Source organism: Pararhodobacter aggregans (assembly GCF_003075525.1).
GTDB lineage: Bacteria > Pseudomonadota > Alphaproteobacteria > Rhodobacterales > Rhodobacteraceae > Pararhodobacter > Pararhodobacter aggregans.
The window spans coordinates 83,623-104,942 of the sequence record NZ_QDDR01000015.1; the positions used below are offsets into that span (position 1 = coordinate 83,623).

The 21,320-nt window shown below is 68.9% G+C and carries 18 protein-coding genes and 2 tRNA genes; 15 read left to right on the forward strand and 5 right to left on the reverse strand.

Annotated features, from left to right (window positions below; genetic code table 11):
• Positions 1-189 precede the first annotated feature (189 nt).
• The 9 genes from DDE23_RS21775 to DDE23_RS21815 all read left to right on the forward strand — a co-directional run bounded on the left by DDE23_RS21775 (position 190) and on the right by DDE23_RS21815 (position 13,411).
• Positions 190-1,152: an HlyD family secretion protein gene (locus DDE23_RS21775; protein WP_107750118.1), complete on the forward strand. Its 963-nt coding sequence runs from the start codon at positions 190-192 to the stop codon at positions 1,150-1,152.
• A complete protein-coding gene (locus DDE23_RS21780) occupies positions 1,149-2,072 on the forward strand; it encodes an ABC transporter ATP-binding protein (RefSeq protein WP_107750117.1) in 924 nt (307 codons plus the stop codon). The genes DDE23_RS21775 and DDE23_RS21780 overlap by 4 nt, the downstream gene beginning before the upstream one ends.
• Positions 2,069-3,190, forward strand: coding sequence for an ABC transporter permease (locus DDE23_RS21785; RefSeq protein ID WP_107750116.1), 1,122 nt, complete (start codon positions 2,069-2,071; stop codon positions 3,188-3,190). The genes DDE23_RS21780 and DDE23_RS21785 overlap by 4 nt, the downstream gene beginning before the upstream one ends.
• A 92-nt stretch (positions 3,191-3,282) precedes the next feature.
• On the forward strand, positions 3,283-4,122 hold the full coding sequence (locus tag DDE23_RS21790; protein WP_107750115.1) for a fumarylacetoacetate hydrolase family protein: 840 nt from the start codon (positions 3,283-3,285) through the stop codon (positions 4,120-4,122).
• A 92-nt stretch (positions 4,123-4,214) separates the two neighbouring features.
• The gene (locus DDE23_RS21795) at positions 4,215-5,519 is read left to right on the forward strand and encodes a flavin-dependent oxidoreductase (RefSeq protein WP_107750114.1); all 1,305 of its coding nucleotides are present in this window, start codon (positions 4,215-4,217) and stop codon (positions 5,517-5,519) included.
• Positions 5,520-7,089: 1,570 nt separating this feature from the next.
• Positions 7,090-8,346: a flavin-dependent oxidoreductase gene (locus DDE23_RS21800; protein ID WP_107750113.1), complete on the forward strand. Its 1,257-nt coding sequence runs from the start codon at positions 7,090-7,092 to the stop codon at positions 8,344-8,346.
• Between the two features lie 75 nt (positions 8,347-8,421).
• The gene (locus DDE23_RS21805) at positions 8,422-9,378 is read left to right on the forward strand and encodes a Gfo/Idh/MocA family protein (RefSeq protein ID WP_238150086.1); all 957 of its coding nucleotides are present in this window, start codon (positions 8,422-8,424) and stop codon (positions 9,376-9,378) included.
• 74 nt (positions 9,379-9,452) lie between these two features.
• Positions 9,453-9,869, forward strand: a complete 417-nt coding sequence (locus tag DDE23_RS21810; protein ID WP_107750111.1) for a hypothetical protein — start codon at positions 9,453-9,455, stop codon at positions 9,867-9,869.
• Between the two features lie 98 nt (positions 9,870-9,967).
• Positions 9,968-13,411, forward strand: coding sequence for a pyruvate carboxylase (locus DDE23_RS21815; RefSeq protein ID WP_107750110.1), 3,444 nt, complete (start codon positions 9,968-9,970; stop codon positions 13,409-13,411).
• Positions 13,412-13,515: 104 nt separating this feature from the next.
• On the opposite strand, the gene DDE23_RS21820 is transcribed toward DDE23_RS21815, so the two are convergent.
• The gene (locus DDE23_RS21820; RefSeq protein WP_107750109.1) at positions 13,516-13,707 is read right to left on the reverse strand and encodes a CsbD family protein; all 192 of its coding nucleotides are present in this window, start codon (positions 13,705-13,707) and stop codon (positions 13,516-13,518) included.
• A 244-nt stretch (positions 13,708-13,951) separates the two neighbouring features.
• Between DDE23_RS21820 and DDE23_RS21825 the strand changes: the two genes are divergently transcribed.
• Positions 13,952-14,026, forward strand: a tRNA-Gly gene (locus tag DDE23_RS21825).
• A gap of 43 nt (positions 14,027-14,069) precedes the next feature.
• Here DDE23_RS21825 and DDE23_RS21830 read toward each other — a convergent pair.
• Positions 14,070-14,675: a DUF2306 domain-containing protein gene (locus tag DDE23_RS21830; RefSeq protein WP_238150087.1), complete on the reverse strand. Its 606-nt coding sequence runs from the start codon at positions 14,673-14,675 to the stop codon at positions 14,070-14,072.
• Positions 14,676-14,776: 101 nt separating this feature from the next.
• Between DDE23_RS21830 and DDE23_RS21835 the strand changes: the two genes are divergently transcribed.
• Positions 14,777-15,325: a TetR/AcrR family transcriptional regulator gene (locus DDE23_RS21835; RefSeq protein WP_107750108.1), complete on the forward strand. Its 549-nt coding sequence runs from the start codon at positions 14,777-14,779 to the stop codon at positions 15,323-15,325.
• Here the strand turns inward: DDE23_RS21835 and DDE23_RS21840 are convergent, their stop codons facing one another.
• Positions 15,326-16,093 carry a VOC family protein gene (locus tag DDE23_RS21840; RefSeq protein ID WP_107750107.1) on the reverse strand — a complete coding sequence of 256 codons (768 nt, stop codon included), beginning with the start codon at positions 16,091-16,093 and terminating at the stop codon, positions 15,326-15,328. It lies immediately after the preceding gene.
• Positions 16,094-16,192: 99 nt separating this feature from the next.
• Here DDE23_RS21840 and DDE23_RS21845 point away from each other — a divergent pair, with 99 nt between their 5' ends.
• Both DDE23_RS21845 and DDE23_RS21850 read left to right on the forward strand, forming a co-directional pair.
• The gene (locus DDE23_RS21845) at positions 16,193-16,843 is read left to right on the forward strand and encodes a winged helix-turn-helix transcriptional regulator (protein ID WP_107750106.1); all 651 of its coding nucleotides are present in this window, start codon (positions 16,193-16,195) and stop codon (positions 16,841-16,843) included.
• A 55-nt stretch (positions 16,844-16,898) separates the two neighbouring features.
• A tRNA-Gly gene (locus tag DDE23_RS21850) sits at positions 16,899-16,973 on the forward strand.
• 272 nt (positions 16,974-17,245) lie between these two features.
• Here the strand turns inward: DDE23_RS21850 and typA are convergent.
• Positions 17,246-19,066 (reverse strand): translational GTPase TypA, encoded by a 1,821-nt coding sequence (typA, locus tag DDE23_RS21855; protein ID WP_107750105.1) that lies wholly within the window; start codon positions 19,064-19,066, stop codon positions 17,246-17,248.
• A 147-nt stretch (positions 19,067-19,213) separates the two neighbouring features.
• Between typA and DDE23_RS21860 the strand changes: the two genes are divergently transcribed.
• Positions 19,214-19,456, forward strand: coding sequence for a hypothetical protein (locus tag DDE23_RS21860; protein WP_107750104.1), 243 nt, complete (start codon positions 19,214-19,216; stop codon positions 19,454-19,456).
• A 3-nt stretch (positions 19,457-19,459) separates the two neighbouring features.
• Here DDE23_RS21860 and DDE23_RS21865 read toward each other — a convergent pair whose 3' ends face one another.
• On the reverse strand, positions 19,460-20,074 hold the full coding sequence (locus DDE23_RS21865; RefSeq protein WP_107750246.1) for a YitT family protein: 615 nt from the start codon (positions 20,072-20,074) through the stop codon (positions 19,460-19,462).
• Between the two features lie 194 nt (positions 20,075-20,268).
• On the opposite strand from DDE23_RS21865, the gene DDE23_RS21870 reads away from it, so the two are divergent.
• Positions 20,269-20,808 carry a dihydrofolate reductase family protein gene (locus DDE23_RS21870; protein ID WP_202863307.1) on the forward strand — a complete coding sequence of 180 codons (540 nt, stop codon included), beginning with the start codon at positions 20,269-20,271 and terminating at the stop codon, positions 20,806-20,808.
• Positions 20,809-21,320: the final 512 nt, after the last annotated feature.

Consider the following 21,320-nt stretch of genomic DNA (forward strand, 5'->3'; position numbering starts at 1 on the left):
AATAAAGACCCTAGCCGAATTAGAGATCGTCAAATGTAGCATCCGGGAGTTGCAAGTCAAAGCTGCAATTCGCCCGGGCAGGCGGGCCGCCGCCCATGCAAGGGGCTGATTGCGCGTGGCGGGCGCTTGCCTCGGCAGCCCCGCTGCCGCAGGATCGAGGGCCCGAGCACCGGGTCTTGCGAGCATGCCATGAGCTTTCTCTGTTCCCTGCCACTGGCCGCCACGCTGTTTCAGCTCTGCGCCCCGCCGCCGCCCTTTGCCACCGGCTATGTCGAGGGGATCTACACCCTCGTGGCCCCGGTGCAGACCGCGCAGGTGGCCGAGGTGCTGGTGGCGCGGGGCGACCGGGTTGCGGCGGGTGCAGTGCTGGCGACGATGGAGAGCCGCGACGCCGAGATCGCGCTGGCCGAGGCGGGGGCAAATCTCGCCCGGGCCGAGGCCGCGCTCACCGACCTGCTGCAGGGCGCGCGCCCCGAGGAGATCCGGGTGATCGAGGCCAATCTGACCTCGGCCCGGGCCCAGCGGGACGAGGCGCAGAGGCGGCGCGAGCGTTTCACCGAACTGGCCGACCGCGGCGTCGCGACCGATGCCCAGCTCGAAGACGCGGTCACCGCGCTGGAGGTGGCCGAGGCCGCCGTCGCCCAGGCCGAGGCGCAGCTGGCTGTTGCCCGCCTGCCCGCCCGCCCCCAGGCCATCGCCCAGGCCGAGGCGAGCCTCGGCGCGGCCGGGGCGGCGCGCGACCGGGCCCAATGGGCGCTCGATCAGCGGGTGCTCAGCCTGCCGATGCCGGTCTCGGTCGTCGATGTGATCCGCCAGCCCGGCGAGATCGCCGGCCCCTCGGCCCCGGTCCTGTCGGTGCTGGGCGAGGGCGCGGTCAAGCTCAGGCTCTATGTGCCCGAGGCGCGGGTGTCCGGGATCCGGGTGGGCGACGCGCTGGCCGTGCATTGTGACGGCTGCGCCGAGGGGTTGCGCGCGCGCATCACCTATATTTCGGACCAGCCCGAATTCACCCCGCCGGTGATCTATTCGCTCGAGAACCGGCAGACGCTGGTCTATCTGATCGAGGCCGCGCCCGAGGACGGCACGCGCCTCAACCCCGGTCAGATCGTCGACGTGGCCCTGCCCGGCGCGGGACCGGACGCTGCCGAATGAGCGAGCCCGCGATCAGCGTCAGCGGTCTGACCAAGCGGTTCGGCGCGCGAACCGTGGTCGACGCGGTGACGCTGGCCGTCGCCCGGGGCGAGATCATGGGCTTTCTGGGCCCCAACGGCTCGGGCAAGACCACCACCATCCGCATGATGTGCGGACTGCTGGAACCCGACGAGGGCGAGGGGCGGGTGCTGGGCCTCGACATCCGGCGCGAGCGGGGCGCGATCAAGCGGCGGGTCGGCTACATGACCCAGAAGTTCAGCTTCTACGAGGATCTGACCATCGAGGAGAATCTGCGTTTCGTGGCCGGGCTTTACGGCATGTCGCCGGTGAATGCGGCGGTGCGCGACACGCTGGAGGATCTGGGCCTGACCAGCCGCCGCGACCAGTTGGCGGGCAAGCTCTCGGGCGGGTGGAAGCAGCGCCTCGCGCTGGCCGCCTGCGTCATGCACAAACCCGACCTGCTGATGCTGGACGAGCCCACCGCGGGCGTCGATCCCAAGGCGCGGCGCGAGTTCTGGGACGAGATCCACCGGCTGGCGCAGGGCGGGCTGACGGTGCTGGTCTCGACCCATTACATGGACGAGGCCGAGCGTTGCCACCGCATCGCCTATATCAGCTATGGTCATCTGATCGCCCAGGGCAGTGTGGCCGAGGTGGTGCGCGACGCCGGGCTGACCACCATGGTGCTGACCGGCCCCGGCACGGCCGCGGCGGCGCAGCGGCTGAAGGGCGCGCCCGGTGTCGACCAGATCGCCCCCTTCGGCGCCACGCTGCATGTGGTGGGCAAGGACGGCGCGGCGCTGGCCCGGACGGTGGCCGAGGTGGCGCGCGCGACCGGCTGCAAGGCGGAACCGGCCGAGACCTCGCTGGAGGACGTGTTCATCCAGTTGATGGGCACCAGCACGGACAACATGGCATGAGGATCGGCTTTTCCCTCGGTCGGCTCCGCGCGCTTCTGGGCAAGGAGACGATCCAGATGCGCCGCGACCGGCTGACATTCGCCATGATGCTGGGCGTGCCGCTGGTGCAGCTCATGCTGTTCGGTTTCGCCATCAACACCGACCCCAAGGAATTGCCCGCAGCCCTGGTCGCGCCGACGCAGGACCGTTTCACCCGGGCCATGGTCAGCGCGCTGGAGCTGACCGGCTATTACCGCTTCGTCGCCCCCGATGCGACGGCGGGCGAGGCCGAGGTGATGATCGCCCGGGGCGATGTCAGTTTCGTTGTCACCGTGCCCTCGGATTTCGGCCGAAGGATCGAGCGCGGCGACACCGCCCAGATGCTGATCGAGGCCGATGCGACCGACCCCTCGGTGGCCTCGGGCGCCATTTCCACCCTCTCGACCGTCGCCGCCTCGGCCCTGGCGAGCGAGGCCGGGCGCCCGCCCGCCGCCGCCCCGGTCGAGATCGTCGTGCACCGCCGCTACAACCCCGAGGGCATCACCCAATACAACATCGTCCCGGCCCTGCTGGGGGTGATCCTGCAACTGACCATGGTGATGATGACCTCCATGGCGCTGACCCGCGAGATCGAGCGCGGCACGATGGAGAACCTGCTGTCGATGCCCGCGACGCCCCTGGAGATCATGCTGGGCAAGGTCCTGCCCTATCTGGCGGTGGGCGCGGTGCAGGTGGTCGTGGTGCTGCTGGCGGCCCGGGTCCTGTTCGGGATTCCGCTGGTCGGCTCGCTGTCGCTGATCCTGGGGGGCGTCTTCCTCTTCGTGCTGGCGCTGGTGATCCTGGGTTATCTGATCTCCACCGTCTCGCGCACGCAGATGCAGGCCATGCAGGTGACGTTCTTCTTCTTCCTGCCCTCGCTGATGCTGTCGGGCTTCATGTTCCCGTTCCGGGGCATGCCGACCTGGGCGCAATGGCTGGGCGAGATCTTTCCGCTCACCCATTTCCTGCGCCTGATCCGCTCGGTCATGCTGAAGGGCGCCACCGCGGCCGAGGTGGCGGATTCGCTGGCGGCGCTGACGCTTTTCGTTCTGGGCTTCGCGCTGGTCGCCCTGTTCCGCTTCCGCCGGACGCTGGACTGACGAGGGCGGGACTGATGAACGCGGGACTGGGCGCTTGACCCTGCCCCCCGGGCCGGGCGATCACCCGGGGCAGGCAACCCGGAGGAGCCGCCATGCAATTCGCGACAATCCATCACCAGGGCGCCCTGCGCTTCGGTCTGGTCGAGGGCGAGGCCATCCACCTCGCCGCCCCGGGCGAGACGCTGCGCCAGCATCTGGCGGGCGATCTGGCGGCGCTGGCCGACAGGCTGCGCGCGGCCCCTGCCCTGCCGCTGGACGGGCTGCGCTATGCCCCCGTGCTCCCCGACGCGCCGCAGGTCTTCTGCATCGGCCTGAATTACCGCGACCACCGGGCCGAGACGGCGGGCGCGATCCAGAAGGAATACCCCAAGGAGCCGATCGTCTTCGCCCGCTGGGCCACCTCGCTCGCCGGTCATGACGAAGATCTGCCCAAACCCGCCAATTCCGACAGCGTCGATTTCGAGGCGGAACTGGCGGTTATCATCGGCAGGGGCGGACGCCATATCGCCAAGGCCCGGGCGATGGAGCATGTCGCGGGCTACGCCTGTTTCAACGACATCTCGATGCGCGACTGGCAGATGAAGGCCGGGCAATGGACGCCCGGCAAGAACTTTCCCAAGAGCGGACCGCTGGGCCCGGTGATGGTCACGCCCGAGGCGGTCGGCCCGCTCGACGACCTGACGATCCGCTGCCTGCTGGACGGGGCGGTGATGCAGGAAAGCACGCTGGGCAACCTGCTGTTCGACATCCCGACGCTGATTGCCTATTGCAGCGAATTCGCCGAATTGCAGCCGGGCGACGTGATCGCCACCGGCACGCCCGGCGGCGTCGGTTTCGTGCGCCAGCCGCCGGTGCTGCTGGAACCCGGCAAGCGCGTGGTGGTCGAGATCGAGCGCGTGGGCCGGCTGGAGAATGCCATCGTCGCCGAATAGCCCGGCTCAACCGGCCCGCAAACATGCGGCGCGGATTCACCTTGCGTTGACTCTCGGCTGGTAGCCTCGGGATCTGACCGACCGGAGGACCCATGCCGAGAGTATTGATTGCAGGCGGTGGCATCGGCGGTTTGGTGACTGCCTTGACGATGCACCAGATCGGCGTTCCCTGCACCGTCTTCGAAACGGTGCGCGAGTTGCGCCCCAAGGGCGTGGGCCTGAACCTGCAGCCCAATGCGGTGCGCGAACTTTATGATCTGGGCGTGGCCGGGGCCACGCTCAATTCGGTCGGCGTGCCGTTGCAGGAATGGTCGCTGGTGGCGCGCAACGGTCAGGTGATCGTCTCGGAACCGCGTGGCCTGGTGGCGGGCTACCGCTGGCCGCAATTCTCGGTCGACCGCGGGCTGCTGCACATGCTGCTCTATCACCTTGTGGTCCGCCGACTGGGGGCCGAGGCGGTGGTGCTGGGCGCCCGCGCCCGGGGCTACCGGCAATCGGGGCGACAGGTCACGCTGCTGCTGGAGGACGGGCGCGAGGCGACGGGCGATGTGCTGATCGGCGCCGATGGCATCCATTCGGCGATCCGCGCGCAGATGTACCCCGACCAGCCGCCGCCGAACTGGGGCGGGGCGGTGCTCTGGCGCGGCGTCACCCGGGCCAAGCCGCTGCGTGGCCGGTCCACCTTCATCGGCATGGGTGAGGGCGACAAACGGATCGCCGTGTTCCCGATCTCGCATCTGGGCAGCGACGGGCTGGCGCGGATCAACTGGATCGGCGGGCTCCGCATCGACGACCACGCCGCGCGGCGGCACAGCAGTTGGTTCAACCCGGTCGACGCCGCCGGTTTCGTCCCGCAATTCGCGGATTGGGCGCTCGACTGGATCGACGTGCCGGCGCTGATGCGCGGCGCCGATGCGGTCTATGAGAACCCGCTGCTGGACCGCGACCCGGTCCCGACCTGGCGCGACGGGCGGGTGGTGCTGCTGGGGGACGCCGCGCATCCGATGTTCCCGGCGGGCTCGAACGGCGCCAGCCAGGCGATCATCGACGCCCGGGTCCTGGGCGCCGCGATGGTCGAACGGGGGGTCACGGCCCGGGCGCTGCACCAATATGACGACCAGCTTTGCGGGCCGGTCGCGGCGCTGGTGATGCGCAACCGAAACGAAGGTCCGTTCGAATTGCTGCGCATCGTCGAGGCCCGCTGCGGCGGCGATTTCGACTCGATCGACGCGGTGATCCCGAAGGCCGAGCGCGACGAATTCATGGCGCGCTACAAGATCGCCTCGGGCTTCGCGCGGGAGGTCCTGAACGCCTCGCCCCCGCTGATCGCCCCCGGCGCCCAGGTCGCCGCCCGCCCCGGCCGTGGCCACCCCCCACCGCCGCTTGTGGCGCAATGAGATGCCGCTGTCAGCGGCCCGGTTCTGGTGGGGTAGTCCTGCCTGGTTCCCTTCGGACGCGCGCCACCGGTCGGGGTGGCAGCCTTCCGCCCGACCGCTCCCCCGACGCGCCCGGAATGCCCCCGGCGTCTCGCCCGCAGCGCCTTTTGTGGCGCAATCCCGGCGCAGAGTTGCAGCGCTTCGGGATTACCCTTCCCCTTGCGCAGAGCCGAGCGCCCCGCCCCCGCGGCCCCCCACCGCCCGGGCGGCAAGAGTCCGCCCGACCAGCCCCCAACGCTCGCGGAACGCCCCCGCTTCTCCCCGCCACTTTTGGCGCAATCAGCAGGCGGGATTGCAGCGCTTCGGGGCTCCCCCATGCCCTGGAACGGTCCCATGCCACCCGCCCCCGCGACGCGTCCCACCGCTCGGGCGGCAAGCTTCCGCCCGACCAGCCCCCAACGCGCCCGGCTCGCCCCTGCCCCAAGCCGCCACTTGTGGCGCAATCAGCAGGCGGGATCGCAGCACTTCGGGGCTCCCCCTCTGCCCTTGAGCGGAGCTGTGCGCCCTCCCGGCACTCCCCACCGCTCGGGTGGCAGCCTTCGGCCTGCCCGGCCCCCCGACGCATCCGCAAAGCCCCGGCTCCAAACCACCGCTTGTAGCGCAATCTGTAGGCGGGATTGCTGCGCTTCGGAACAACCCCCTGACCGACGCGGCCACGCCATCAACGGAGACCTTGCACCGGATGGGTCTTGCCACCTCCCGCCCAAGGCACAAGGCCATTGCCCCGCCCGCCTCGGCCTTCCGTCTCCTCCAACCGCAGCGCGCCTTATGGCGTCTCGCCAAACACCCCGCAGAGTGGCTGCGGCGGCGGAGCCGGGCATCGTCTCGGCGTCGGACCGGGCAGATCCGGACGCGTCGCCTTGCCGGTCACCTCGGGGGTCGGGCGGCGCGGCTGGTCTCCGGCGGCCTTGCCCGCCCCTCATGAAACCGCCGACCCCGGCTCCTGTCGCCGCGCACCCCCGCCGACGTCCGCCGGGACGCCACCTCGCCCGGGGCCTGATGCGCGAGGACCGGATCGACAGCGGCTGTTGCGCACCTGACGGGCCGCAGCCACGGCCCCTTTCATCCCGCAACGGGCACCTCTCTCGGGCGGGGTCCGGGTATCTCCCCGGGCCCGATGAAAAGTCCAGGTCGCCCGGCAGCTGTCTATGGCCTCAGGCAGATCCGCCATGCCAGCCGCTCTCGCGCCCGTCCCGCGCGCTCGACGGCTCGCCGACCCATATGTCGCCCCTTCACCGCAACGAGATCCCCGTGCAGCAGCGAGGCGCGGGCCTGAAGCCGCGCGCTCCCCAAGGCCTCGTCACCATCGACCATGCCGGTGCCCGGGCGACAATCAGCCGCCTCGCGCGGGCGTCGCATGGGACTGGTATCCGCCCCGCCCGCCCGATCGCCCGCCACCGCCCGCGGTCCGGCCCGGCGCGCAAGGACGCGCGCGCGGCGCGGCATGGCCTCCCTGAACCCGGACCGGCGCGCGCCCCGTTGATCCCGGCCCGGTTTCTTGCCAGAAGCGCGCAAACGGACGGGGGAAGGCATGGACAAGGTTCTGATCGCCGGGGGCGGCATTGCGGGGCTCGCCACGGCACTGACGCTGCACCAGATCGGCGTGCCCTGCGTGGTCCTCGAATCGGTGCGGGCGCTGAAACCCCTGGGCGTGGGCATCAACCTGCAACCCAATGCGGTGCGCGAACTCTACGACCTCGGCCTCGGCGCCGATGCGCTGGACGAGGTCGGCCTGACCGCGCGCGAATGGGCGCTGGTCGGGCTGAATGGCAACGACATCTACAGCGAGCCGCGCGGCATGCTGGCGGGCTATCACTGGCCGCAATACGCCGTCCATCGCGGCCGCTTCCACATGATGCTCTATCGCACCGTATTGGAGCGGCTGGGCGCGGAGGCGGTGAAACTCGGCGCGCGCGTCACCGGCTACCGGCAAGATGCCACCGGGGTCACGGCGATCCTCGAGGACGGGCGCGAGGAGCGCGGTAGCCTGCTGATCGGCGCCGACGGCATCCATTCGGCGATCCGCGCGCAGATGCACCCGGCGCAGCCGCCGATCCATTGGGGCGGCGCGGTGATGTGGCGGGGCGTGACGCGGGCGAAGCCCATCCGCACCGGCTCCAGCTTCGTGGGCCTCGGCACCCACCGGCACCGGATGGTGATCTATCCGATCTCGCACCCCGGCCCGGACGGGCTGGCGGATATCAACTGGATCGCCGAGGTGACCTGGGACGATCCCGGCGCCCATGCCGCGACCGGCTGGTTCCGGCAGGTCGAGATCGAGGATTTCGCCCATCATTTCGACGGCTGGACCTGGGATTGGCTGGACGTGCCGGCGCTGATCCGCGGCGGATCGGTCGCCTATGAAAACCCGATGATCGACCGCGACCCGGTGCCGACCTGGCAGGACGGCCGCGTGCTACTGCTTGGCGATGCGGCGCATGCGATGTATCCGACCGGCTCGAACGGTGCCAGCCAGGCGATCATCGACGCGCGGACGCTGGGCGCGGCGATGGTGGCGCAGGGCCCGACCGAAGCGGCGCTCGCGGCTTTTGACGCGCAGCTCTGCGGGCCGGTTTCGGCGCTGATCCTGCGCAACCGGGGGGCGGGGCCGTTCGGCCTGCTCACGCTGGTGGATGAACGCTGCGGCGGGGAATTCGACGACATCGACGCGGTGATTCCGGCCGAGGAACGCAGCGCCTTCATGGCGGGCTACAAGAAGGCCGCGGGCTTCGCCATCGAGACGCTGAACGCCGCGCCCCCCACCATCGCCCCCGGCAGCAGGGCCTGAGGGGGCATTCCCCCCTCGCCTTTTGCCGCGCATCTTGGCATGGAGGTGTTAGCGCAACCGGCGGGAGGGCGAGCGATGAAATGGGGCATTCTGGGCGCGGCCAAGATCGCGCGCGACCACGTGGCACCGGCGATCCACCGGGCCTTTGGCCATGAGCTGGCGGCGCTGGCCACCGCCTCGGCCGAGAAGGCGGCGCCGTTCCTGGGCCTTGCTCCGGGGCTCAGGGTGCATGACAGTTACGAGGCGCTGCTCGCCGATCCCGAGGTCGAGGCGGTCTATATCCCGCTGCCGAACCATCTGCACATCGACTGGTCGCTGCGGGCTCTGGCCGCGGGCAAGCATGTGCTCTGCGAAAAGCCGCTCGCGCTGTCCGCGCCGCAGATCGACGCGCTGATCGCGGCGCGCGATACCTCGGGCCTGGTATGCGCCGAGGCCTTCATGGTCTGCCACCACCCGCAATGGCAGCGCGCGCGCCAGCTGCTGCAGGACGGCGCCATCGGCCAGCTGGCGCATGTCGAGGCGGATTTCAGCTTCAACAACCCCGACCTGTCGAACATCCGCAACCGGCCGGAAACCGGCGGCGGCGCGCTTTACGACATCGGCGTCTATCCCTGCGTCACCACCCGTTTCGCCACCGGGGCCGAGCCCGGGCGGATCGAGGCCCGGCTCAGGCTGGAGAACGGCGTCGATACCCATGCCCGGGTCTGGGCGGAGTTTCCCGGGTTCACGCTGGCCTTCCACGTCTCGACCCGGATGGCGCCGCATCAGCGCATCGCCTTTCACGGCACCGAGGGGGTGATGACGCTGACCGCGCCCTTCAACGCCGGTGTGGCCGGGGCGGCGCAGCTGGTCGTGACCCGCGGCTATGACGAGACGCGGATCGAGCGGTTCGAGCCGGTCGACCAGTATCGGCTGATGATCGAGGCTTTCGGCCGCAGCGCCCGGGAAGGCGCGGCTTTCGCCTGTCCGCTGGAATTCTCGCAGGGCAATGCGCGGATGATTGACGCGATCCTCGCCGCTGGCCGCGGCTGAGCCGTCGCTTTTGGTATTGGGAAAGGCGCGGGGGCGGGTCTAGGTTGGGTTTCCCTCAGGAAAGGACCCTGCCGATGCGCGCCCTGCTGCTGCCCTGCCTGCTTGCCTCGCTCTCGCTGCCCGCCTTCGCCCAGGACGGGCCACGCGGCATCGCCTTCGTGCAGGCCCCCGAACAGAGTTCCGGCATGGCCACCGGCCGGACCCCGGACGAGGCTTTCGCCGCCGCCACCGCACAATGCGTCGAAGGCGGCGCGATGGCCGAGGATTGCCTGCGCACCAATTGGTGCTTCCCGGCGGGCTATTCCATCGACATTTTCGCCCAGCACCGCGAGGGTCCGCATTGGCACGAGGTGATCTGCGGCCTGCCCTCGCGCGAGGCGGGCGAACAGGTCGCCCATGCGCTGTGCGACACTGCCGCGCGGCCCTATCTCATCGAATGCGCGCTGGTGCAGGTCTATGACCCGGATGGGGCAGCGCTGCTGTCCTATTGAGCACAAAATGAAGCCGCAATGTAACAAATCCTTGCTTTTCCGGCGCCGCACTGCAGAAATCGGCCAAAGTTTCTGACCAAAGCCCGGGGGAATCGGAGATGGCAGCCTTTAAGAAGATCCTCGTCGCAAACCGCGGCGAGATCGCCATCCGCATCATGCGAGCCGCCAACGAGCTCGGCAAGAAGACGGTCGCCGTCTATGCCGAGGAGGACAAGCTGGGGCTCCACCGGTTCAAGGCCGACGAGGCCTACCGGATCGGCGAGGGGCTGGGGCCGGTCGCGGCCTATCTCTCGATCCCGGAAATCATCCGCGTGGCGAAGAAGGCGGGCGCCGATGCGATCCACCCGGGTTATGGCCTGTTGTCGGAAAACCCGGCGCTAGTCGATGCCTGCGTCGAGGCCGGGATCACCTTCATCGGCCCCAAGGCCGAGACGATGCGCGCGCTCGGCGACAAGGCCAGCGCCCGGCGCGTCGCCATCAAGGCCGGTGTCCCGGTCATCCCGGCGACCGAGGTGCTGGGCGACGACATGGATGCGGTCAAGCGCATGGCCGATGAGGTGGGCTATCCCCTGATGCTGAAGGCCAGCCACGGCGGTGGCGGGCGCGGCATGCGGCCGATCATGGGCCCGGACGAGCTGGAGGCCAAGGTCCGCGAGGGCCGTCGCGAGGCCGAAGCGGCCTTCGGCAATGGCGAGGGGTATCTGGAAAAGATGATCCTGCGCGCCCGCCACGTCGAGGTGCAGCTGCTGGGCGACAGCTATGGCAATCTCTACCACCTTTTTGAGCGCGACTGCACCGTGCAGCGCCGCAACCAGAAGGTCGTCGAACGCGCCCCCGCCCCCTACCTGACCGACGCGCAACGCGCCGAAGTCTGCGCGCTGGCGCTGAAGATCGGCCAGTCGGTCGGCTATCAATGCGCCGGCACCGTCGAATTCCTGATGGATATGGATTCGGAGCAATTCTACTTCATCGAGGTGAACCCCCGCGTCCAGGTGGAACACACCGTCACCGAGGAAGTGACCGGCATCGACATCGTGAAGGCGCAGATCCGCGTCTCGGAGGGTGAGACGCTGGCCAAGGCGACCGGCACCCCCAGCCAGGCGGATGTGAAACTCTCGGGCCACGCGCTGCAATGCCGCATCACCACCGAGGACCCGCTCAACAATTTCATCCCCGATTACGGGCGGTTGACGGCCTATCGCTCGGCCACCGGGATGGGCATCCGTCTGGACGGCGGCACGGCCTATGCCGGCGGCGTCATCACCCGCTATTACGATTCGCTGCTGGTCAAGGTCACCGCCTGGGCGCCGACGCCGACCGAAGCCATCGCCCGCATGGACCGGGCCCTGCGGGAGTTCCGCATCCGGGGCGTCAGCACCAACATCGCCTTTGTCGAGAACCTGCTCAAGCACCCGGTCTTTCTGGCCGATCAGGCGACGACCAAGTTCATCGACACCACGCCGGAACTGTTCCACTTCGAGACCCGGCGCGACCGGGGCACCAAGGTGCTGACCTATCTGGCCGACATCACGGTGAACGGGCACCCTGAGACGGCAGGCCGGGCCAAGCCCGCCGCCCAGCCCCGCGCGCCCGTGGCGCCGCAGATGGTGGTGGCGAACCCGCCCGCCGGGACCAAGACGCTGCTGGAGCAGAAGGGCGCCAAGGCCGTCGCCGACTGGATGAAGGACCAGACGAAGCTGCTGCTCACCGACACGACGATGCGCGACGCGCATCAGTCGCTCTTGGCGACGCGGATGCGGTCCATCGACATGATCCGCGTGGCGCCCGCCTATGCCGCGAACCTGCCGCAGCTCTTCTCGGTCGAATGCTGGGGCGGGGCCACGTTCGACGTGGCTTATCGCTTCTTGCAGGAATGCCCCTGGCAGCGGCTGCGCGACCTGCGCAAGGCGATGCCGAACCTGCTGACGCAGATGCTGCTGCGGGCGTCCAACGGCGTGGGCTACACCAACTACCCCGACAATGTGGTGCAGGCCTTTGTCAAACAGGCGGCCGAGACCGGGGTCGACGTGTTCCGCGTCTTCGACAGCCTCAACTGGGTCGAGAACATGCGCGTCGCCATGGATGCGGTGATCGAGACGGGGCGGATCTGCGAGGGGACGATCTGCTACACCTCGGACCTGCTGGACCCGGGCCAGCGCAAATACACTGTTGATTATTATGTGAAAATGGCCAAGGCGCTGGAGGCCGCGGGCGCCCATGTGCTGGGCGTCAAGGACATGGCGGGCGTGCTGAAGGCCCCCGCCGCCAAGGTCCTGTTCAGCGCGCTGAAGGACGCCGTGGACCTGCCGATCCATTTCCACACGCACGACACCTCGGGCGCGGCGATTGCCACGATCCTCGCCGCTGCCGATGCGGGCGTGGATTGCGTCGATGCGGCGATGGATGCGTTCTCGGGCAACACCTCGCAGCCGACGCTCGGCTCGGTGGTCGAAGCCTTCCGCCATACCGACCGCGACACCGGCCTCTCCATGGCCCGGGTGCGCGAGATCTCGGATTACTGGGAACAGGTGCGCGCCCATTACGGCGCCTTCGAGACCGGGCAGCAGGCGCCCTCGTCCGAGGTCTATCTGCACGAGATGCCGGGCGGCCAGTTCACCAACCTCAAGGCGCAGGCGCGCAGCCTCGGGCTGGAGGAACGCTGGCCGGAAGTGGCCCGCGCCTATGCCGATGCCAACCAGATCTTCGGCGATATCGTCAAGGTGACGCCGTCCTCGAAGGTCGTGGGCGACATGGCGCTGATGATGGTCAGCCAGGGCCTGAGCCGCAAGGATGTCGAGGATCCCGCGCGCGACATGTCCTTCCCTGACTCGGTGATCGACATGCTGAAGGGCAACCTCGGCCAGCCCGAAGGCGGCTGGCCCGAGGCGATCACGAAAAAGGCGCTGAAGGGCGAGACGCCCTCGACCGAGCGGCCGGGCAAGCATCTGAAGCCGGTCGATCTGGAAGAGGTCCGCGCCAAGGTCTCGGCCCTCTTCGACGGCATGACCATCGACGACGAGGACCTGAACGGCTACCTGATGTATCCCAAGGTCTTCACCGATTACATGGAGCGCCACAACACCTATGGCCCGGTGCGGACCCTGCCGACCTGGAACTTCTTCTACGGGATGGAGCCGGGCGAGGAGATCTCGGCCGAGATCGACCCGGGCAAGACGCTGGAAATCCGCCTGATCGCCCAGGGCGAGACGCAGGACGACGGCGAGGTGCGGGTGTTCTTTGAACTCAACGGCCAGCCCCGCACCATCCGCGTGCCGAACCGCAAGGCCAAGGCGTCGCTCGCCGTGCGGCCCAAGGCGCAGGACGGCAACGACGCCCATGTCGGCGCGCCGATGCCGGGCTCGGTGGCCTCGGTCGGGGTGTCGGTGGGCCAGAAGGTGAAGCCGGGCGATCTGCTGCTGACCATCGAGGCGATGAAGATGGAAACCGGCCTGCATGCCGACCGCGACGCGGTGGTCAAGGCGGTCCATGTCCAGCCGGGCGCCCAGATCGAGGCGCATGATCTGCTGATCGAGCTGGAATAACCCGCGGGCATGTAACGAAAAAAGGGGGCGCCAAGCGCCCCCTTTTCCTGTGCATTCCGGCGAAAGCCGGGCGCCCGGTCGTCAGTACGTCGACCAGAAGCGGTTCACTTCCAGAAGCGGTTCACTTCGGCCTCGGCCTCTTCCTTGGACTTGCCATAGCGTTCCTGGATCTTGCCGACCAGCTTGTCCTTGTGGCCTTCGACGACGTCGAGGTCATCGTTGGTCAGCTTGCCCCACTGGATCTTGGCTTCGCCCTTGAGTTGCTTCCACTTGCCTTCGATGGTGTCATTGTTCATCGGTCTGCTCCATCCTTAAAGATCGTCGCGGCTCTATCCGCGGCTTGCAAGGAGAACGCAGGTGCCACCGTTAAGGTTCCACGCTGTCGACATGGCCCGCGTGATGCCCCGGCAGACGGGCGGAAATCCCCCCGGCCGCGCGGGCGGAGGCCCCGAAACCGGCCCGCAGGAAAATCCGCCGGGCCGCGCATTTTCCGCTTGCGGGGGCCGCGGCCATGACCTAAATCACCGGCACCGAAAGGACGCGGGCGTAGCTCAGGGGTAGAGCATAACCTTGCCAAGGTTAGGGTCGTGAGTTCGAATCTCATCGCCCGCTCCAATTCGGACCAGAGACGGCGGCCCTCGGGCCGCCGTTCTGCTTTTCAGGCGATCCGCGCCCGCTGCACGCGCCGGCGCTGCCAGATCTCCAGCACCGCCAGATTGACCAGCCAGCTGCCCCAGGCGGTGATCTCGTAGGTCTCGGTCACGCTCCAGCCCGCGGCGATCAGCGGCGCCATGATGAGCCGCAGGGTCACGGCGGCGAAGGTCAGCGCCACCGAGCGCCGCATCCAGCGCCGGTGCGCGGCGATGTCGCCCGCCCGCGCCCGGCCGATCCCCCAGAGCGTGACACCGATCCAGAGGACCGCCAGCGTGCCGAAGCCGAGGGCGGCGAAGCGGCTGCCCTCGAACCCCGGCAGCAGGGTCAGCGAGGCGAGCCCGCCCCCCAGGATGGAGAGCCCATAGAGCCGCCCCAGCCAACGGTGCAGCCCCGGCCGCCGCTGCCGCAGCCCCTGCCAGAGCTGGAAGGGTGCGAGCAGCAGCGCCAGCGGACCGAAGAGGAGATGCGTGGCCAGGGACAGCGGGTAATCCGCCAGATAATGCGCCATGGCGGGCATAACCAGAACGACTGGCGCCACCAGCACCCGCCACGAGACGAGCGCCACGGACAGCGCCGAGAGCCAGAAGAACCAGGTGAAGGAACGCGGCACGGGGACCTCCTTGACAGTGTAAAGATGCCCCCAGAATAGGCAGGGACTTTACACTGTCAAGCTCAGATTGACACTGTCAAACCCAACTGCGAAACTGGGCCATGACCCAATCCTCCCTTTCCACCCGCGACGCCCTGATCGAGGCCGGCCTTGCCCTTCTGGTCGAGGGCGGCCCCGAGGGGCTGACGCTGCGCCGCGCGGCCGCCCGCGCCGGTGTCTCGCACGCCGCCCCCGCCCATCATTTCAAGGGCTTGCCGGGGCTCCACACCGCCATTGCCAGCCGCGCCTTCGCGCTGTTCACCGACGCGATGCTGCACCGCCTGGCCGCAGCCGGGGACAGCCCCTTCGCCCGCCTGCTGGCGATCTGCGAGGGGTATCTCGACTTCGCCCGCGACTCGGCGGGCCTCTTTCATGTGATGTTCGCCTGTCCCGACCTCGACGACCAGGACCCCGCCCTGATCGCCGAATCGGCCCGCGCCTACGGCGTCCTGCGCGAGGGCTGCCTGCCCTTTGCGGGCGACCGGCCCGATCCGGTGCTCGAGGGGCTGGTCTGGAGCAGCGTGCATGGCTACGCGCTGCTCGGCCCCTCGATCAGCGACGAGGCGCCGTTCAGCGCCGTGCTGGCCCGGATCCTGCCGCCCGACGCCTGATCAGCGGGGCCCGGTCAGCGCGAACCAGGCCCCCTGCGGATCGGTCCCCTGCAGGATGAAGGCGCCGCCCGGCACCTCCATCGGCCCGTGCATGACCCGCCCGCCCCCGGCCTCGACCGCCGCCTTGGCCCGGTCGATGCTGGTCACGCCGGTATAGGGCAGCCAGCAGGGCGGCATGCCCGCCTGCGGCAGGCCCATCATGCCGCCGATGTCGCGCCCCTCGCGGGCGAAAAGCTGATAGGTCCCCATCTCGCCCATCGGCATCGCGGTCGAGGCCGTCCAGCCCAGATGCTTGCCATAGAAGGCCAGCCCCGCCACCGGATCCCCGGACATCAGCTCGTGCCAGGCGCCATGGCCGGGCTTGGCCGGGTCATAGGCGCCGCCCTGCTCTGCCTGCATCGGCAGAGGCTGCAGCAGGCCGAAGACGGCCCCCTGCGGGTCGCTGAGAATGGCAAAGCGCCCGGTGCCCGGGATATCGGAGGGCGGCACGATCTGGCCCGCGCCATCGGCCAGCATCGCCGCCACGGTCGCGTCGCAATCGCTCACCGCGAAATAGGTCAGCCAGTTGGGCGGGATCCCGGGCATCGCGGGTTTCGACATCCCGGCCACCATCGCCGTCCCCTGCCGCGCCAGGAAATACTCGAAGCCCTCCATGGGCGCCTTCTCGACCTCCCAGCCGATCACCGCATGGTAGAATGCCCCGGCGGCCAGAGGGTCGGGCGTGGTCAGTTCGTACCAGCAGGGCAGTCCATGATAATCGTCGCTCACCGGGGCCTCCTGTCCATGGCATGGCGCAGCGCCATGCTGCCGGAGGCACTTGCAAAAAGCAACCGCGCTGTCCCTAATGAGCGGCAGACGGAGGGGACGATGGCGCACAAGGGCTACGACGAGGGCTGCCTTGCCGCCCATGCGCTGGACCTGATCGGCGACCGCTGGGCGCTGCTGGTGATCCGCGAGCTGATGCTGGGCCCCAAGCGCTTCGGCCTGATCAAGGCGGGATTGCCCGGCATCGCCTCGAACATCCTGACCCGGCGCCTGGCCGACCTGGAGGCGAACGGCCTTGTCGAACGCCGCGCCCTGACGCCGCCCGTCGCGGCGCTTGCCTACGGGCTGACCCCGGCGGGCCTCGATACCCGACCGGTGATCGACGCGCTCTGCCGCTGGGGCCTGCGCCAGCCCGGCCATGACCCGCGGAAATTCATCTCGCCCACCGGGCTGATGCTGTCGATGGCGGTCATGGTCCGCCCGGTCGCGGTCAGGGCCGAGGCCGCCTTCGCCCTGGGCGCCGAAAGCTTCGAGACACGCCTCGGCCCCGACGGCTTCTCGGCCCGCCCCGGCCCCGGCGACGCCCTGCCCCTGCGATTCGCGGGCAGCGGCAACACGCTCGCCGCCGCGGTCTATGGCAGCGCGCCGCTGCGGGCGCATCTGGCCGCGGGACGGGTACACCTGACCGGCGATCCGGCCGCCGCCCAGCGCTTTCTGGACGCCTTTTCGCTGGCCCCGAAAACCGCCGCCTGAGCCCCGAAACACCCCTTGCACCCCGCCCATGGCGATGCTAGATCGCGGCCATCGAGCGGGCGTAGCTCAGGGGTAGAGCATAACCTTGCCAAGGTTAGGGTCGTGAGTTCGAATCTCATCGCCCGCTCCAGTACAAAAAGGCCGGATCCTTCGGGACCCGGCCTTTTTCCTTGTCCCGCTGAAAGGACAAAGGAAAAACGGACCGCAAGGCCCGCTCCTCTGGTCATCTTCGTTCTTCAAATATCCTCGGGAGGATTTTCAAGGAGGGTGGAAAACCCTCCTTGAAGCAGGGGGCGCGGGGGGCGGCAGCCCCCCGCCTTTTGGAGTCTCTGGGGGCGGCAGCCCCCCGCCCTTTGCGGTCTCTGGGGCCGGCAGCCCCCCGTCTTTTGCGGTCCCCGGGCCTCAGCCCTCGACCTTCGCCATCCGCTTGCGCTCGTGGGGATCGAGGTAGCGCTTGCGCAGCCGGATCGATTTCGGCGTCACCTCGACCAGTTCGTCGTCGTCGATATAGGCGATGGATTGCTCCAGCGACATGATCACCGGCGGGGTCAGCCGCACCGCTTCATCGGTGCCCGAGGCGCGGACGTTTGTCAGCTTCTTGCCCTTCAGGGGGTTCACTTCCAGATCGTTGTCGCGCGAATGCTCGCCGATGATCATCCCCTCGTAGATCTGCTCCTGCGCGCCGATGAACATGCGGCCGCGATCCTCGAGGTTCCACAGCGCATAGGCCACCGAGACCCCGTTCTCCATGGAGATCAGCACGCCCTGGCGGCGGCCCTGGATCGGGCCCTTGTAGGGCGCCCAGTCGTGGAAGATGCGGTTCAGCACGCCGGTGCCGCGGGTGTCGGTCATGAACTCGCCCTGATAGCCGATCAGCCCGCGCGAGGGGACATGGGCCACGATCCGGGTCTTGCCGACGCCCGCGGGCTTCATCTCGACCAGTTCACCCTTGCGGGCGCCGGTCAGCTTCTCGATCACCGCGCCCGAGAATTCGTCATCGACGTCGATGATGGCTTCCTCGATGGGCTCCAGCCGCTCGCCCTTCTCCTCGCGGAAGATCACGCGGGGGCGCGAGATCGACAGCTCGAAGCCCTCGCGGCGCATGTTCTCGATCAGCACGCCCATCTGCAATTCGCCCCGGCCCGAGACGACGAAAGCGTCACCGCCCGGCGTGTCCTCGACCTTGATGGCGACGTTGGTCTCGGCCTCTTTCATCAGGCGCTCGCGGATCACCCGCGACTGCACCTTGTTGCCGTCACGGCCGGCCAGCGGCGAATCATTGATGCCGAACGTGACCGAGATGGTCGGCGGGTCGATCGGCTGGGCCGGGATCGCCGCCTCGACCGAGGGATCGCACAGCGTATCGGCCACGGTCGCCTTGGTCATGCCGGCGATGGTGACGATATCGCCCGCCACCGCCTCGTCGATGGGCTGCTGGCCGAGGCCGCGGAAGGCGAGGATCTTGGTGACGCGGAACTGCTCGACCCGCTCGCCGGTGCGGCTCAGCGCCTTGAGGGTGGCGCCGACTTTCAGCGTACCGGCCTCGACCCGGCCGGTCAGGATGCGGCCGATGAACGGGTCCGCGCCCAGCGTCGTCGCCAGCATGCGGAAGGGTTCCGCCGCCTGGGCAATCTGTTTCGGGGCCTCGACATGCTTGATGACCAGTTCGAACAGCGCCGACATGTCCTTGCGCGGACCGTCGAGTTCATTATCCGCCCAGCCGTTGATCCCCGAGGCGTAAAGCACCGGAAAATCGAGCTGTTCGTCGCTGGCGCCGAGGTTGGCGAAGAGGTCGAAGACCTCGTTCAGCGCCCGGTCGGGTTCGGCGGCGGGCTTGTCGACCTTGTTCAGCACCACGATCGGCTTCAGTCCCAGCGCCAGCGCCTTCGAGGTCACGAACTTGGTCTGCGGCATCGGCCCTTCGGCCGCGTCGACCAAGAGGCACACGCCATCGACCATGCTCAGGATCCGCTCCACCTCGCCGCCGAAATCGGCGTGGCCGGGGGTGTCGACGATGTTGATCCGCGTGCCGTGCCATTCGACCGAGGTGGCCTTGGCGAGGATGGTGATTCCGCGCTCGCGTTCGAGGTCGTTCGAGTCCATCGCCCGCTCGGTGACCGCTTGGCCCTCGCGATAGATCCCGGATTGTTTCAGAAGCTCGTCCACCAGCGTGGTCTTGCCGTGGTCGACGTGGGCAATGATCGCAATATTGCGAAGGTCCATGATGCGTTTCCCGTGTGATTGCCGCGGGCGATAGTGGAAAAAGCGCCGCTTGGCCAGTGGGCGCAGGCAGTTCCCGGAGGAACTGCGTGCAATCGCGGCGTCGGGCAGGCTGAACGGGCAAAAACGCAGCCCTTGTTGGAGCCCGCCATGATCCGCCGCCTCGTCCTGATGAGCCTGCTCACCGCCAGCCCCGCGCTCGCCTCGGGCCCCGCCGGCGACACCAGCCGCCTGGGGCCGAGTGGGCAGATCTGCCGCATGGTGCCGATCGGCACCGATGAATGGGCGGTGGTGGGGGTCACCCATCGGCGGGTCTGCCAGACCATCGCCCCGGCGCCGGGCGTCCCTTCCGTCACCCCGCCGCCGCGGCTGGCGCAACTCCCCCGGCGCTGAGGCTCAGCTCGCCACGTACCAGTCGCGCCGGTGGTTCAGGGCGATCACCCCGTTCAGCACCAGCGCCCCCAGCATCGACCAGGCGACATTCGCCGCGGGCAGCACCGCAAGGGCCAAAGCGAAGAGCAGCAGGTCATGCACGATCTGCGTCAGCCCCGCCCTTATGCCGTAGCGGTCCTGCAGGATCAGCGCCACGATCGACACGCCCCCCAGACTGCCCGAATGCCGGAAAAGACCCAAAAGCCCCACGCCCGCGCTGACCCCGAAGAGCACCGCCGCCGCGCCCGGGTGGATCCAGTCCAGATGCAGAAGCGGCTTCAGCGCCTCGGCCATCACCGAGACCAGCGTGACGCTGCCCAGGCTCTTGGCGCAGAACACCGGCCCCCGCGCCCTCCAGGCCAGCGCGAAGAAGGGAATGTTCAGCGCGAAGAAGGTGAGCGAGAAGTTCCAGCCCAGCCCATAGGCCAGGATCAGCGCCAGCCCCGCCGTGCCCCCGGTCATCAGCCCCGCCGCGCGCAGCAGGTGCAGCCCCAGCGCGGCCTGCGCCGAGGCGAGGACCAGGCCTTGCAGGTCCTCGAAGGGGCGGTGATGCGGGAGGGGCAATGGGTCAGCAATCATGACCTTTATATGCGGCATTTCCGGCACGCCGTCCAATGCATCCTGCGAAACCCTGCCTTGCGTTAACCGTCTGGCAAGCGCAAGGGTGCACCACCGGGGGACCGGGTCTCTTGCGCCCGGGATTGCGCTGCGCGTCCAAGGGGCGCGCGGCACCGACGCGGCAGAAACGACGCGGATCACCCGGAGTTTCCCCCATGATGCCCGAAGTCCATATCTTCATCGCGACCTCGCTCGACGGCTATATCGCCGATGTGCAGGGCGGGCTGGAATGGCTGCTGATGATGCCCGCGCCCGAGGACGAGGATCACGGCTATACCGCCTTCATCGAGGCGGTGGATTGCCTGGTCATGGGCTCGGGCAGTTTCCGGGCGCTGGCGGCGATGCGCGACTGGCCGCATGACAAGCCGGTGGTGGTGCTGTCGCGCAGCCTTGGCCCCGAGGATGTGCCGCCGCATCTGCTGAACCGGGTGCGGGTGATGCGCGCCACGCCCCGGGCGGTGCTGCGGCAATTGGGGGCCGAGGGGATGCGACGGGTCTATCTCGACGGGGGCAAGGTGATCTCCAGCTTCCTGCGCGAGGGGCTGGTGCAGCGGCTGACCATCACCCGGCTGCCGGTGATCCTGGGCGCGGGGCTGCCGCTCTTCGACGATCCGGGGCCGCAATATCTGGTGCATCTGGAGACCCGCAGCTGGCCGCATGGCTTCGTGCAATCGGTCTATCAGGTGGCGCCCTGAGCGCAGGTGCCGGTAGGATGGGCAATATTGCCCATCCTACGCGCCGGTGCCGCGGGGCGCTGAACGGGCCTGCGCCGCCCGTTGCCAGAGCCGTCGCAACGCCGGACGTCACCGAGCCGCGCAGGCGCCCGTCGAACATCCACCCGTCCGGCCCCGCCCATCGCCGCGGCGGGCCTCCTCGCCCCCGCCGGGTCCGGGGGCATCCCCGCCGCCCCGGCCAATCCGGCCCGGCGGTCCAGAGCCCGCGCTTCCGCCGCCCGCGCGAACGGCCCGTACGCCCCGGCCAATGCCTGACCCGCGGCGGCACGCTCCTGCCGACCTGAGTTCCCGCCTCCGCCGCCTGCTGGCGGACTGGGATTTCGTCCGCCGGGTCCCCGATGACTGCCCCCTCCCCCGAAGCGCCGGTATTGATCGCCCCCTCGCTCGACGGCTCGATCCCCGATGCCGGGGGCAGTGTGGACGGGCTGGTCGATCTGGCGGTGACCGAGGGCGAAGACCTTGGCCATGCCGCC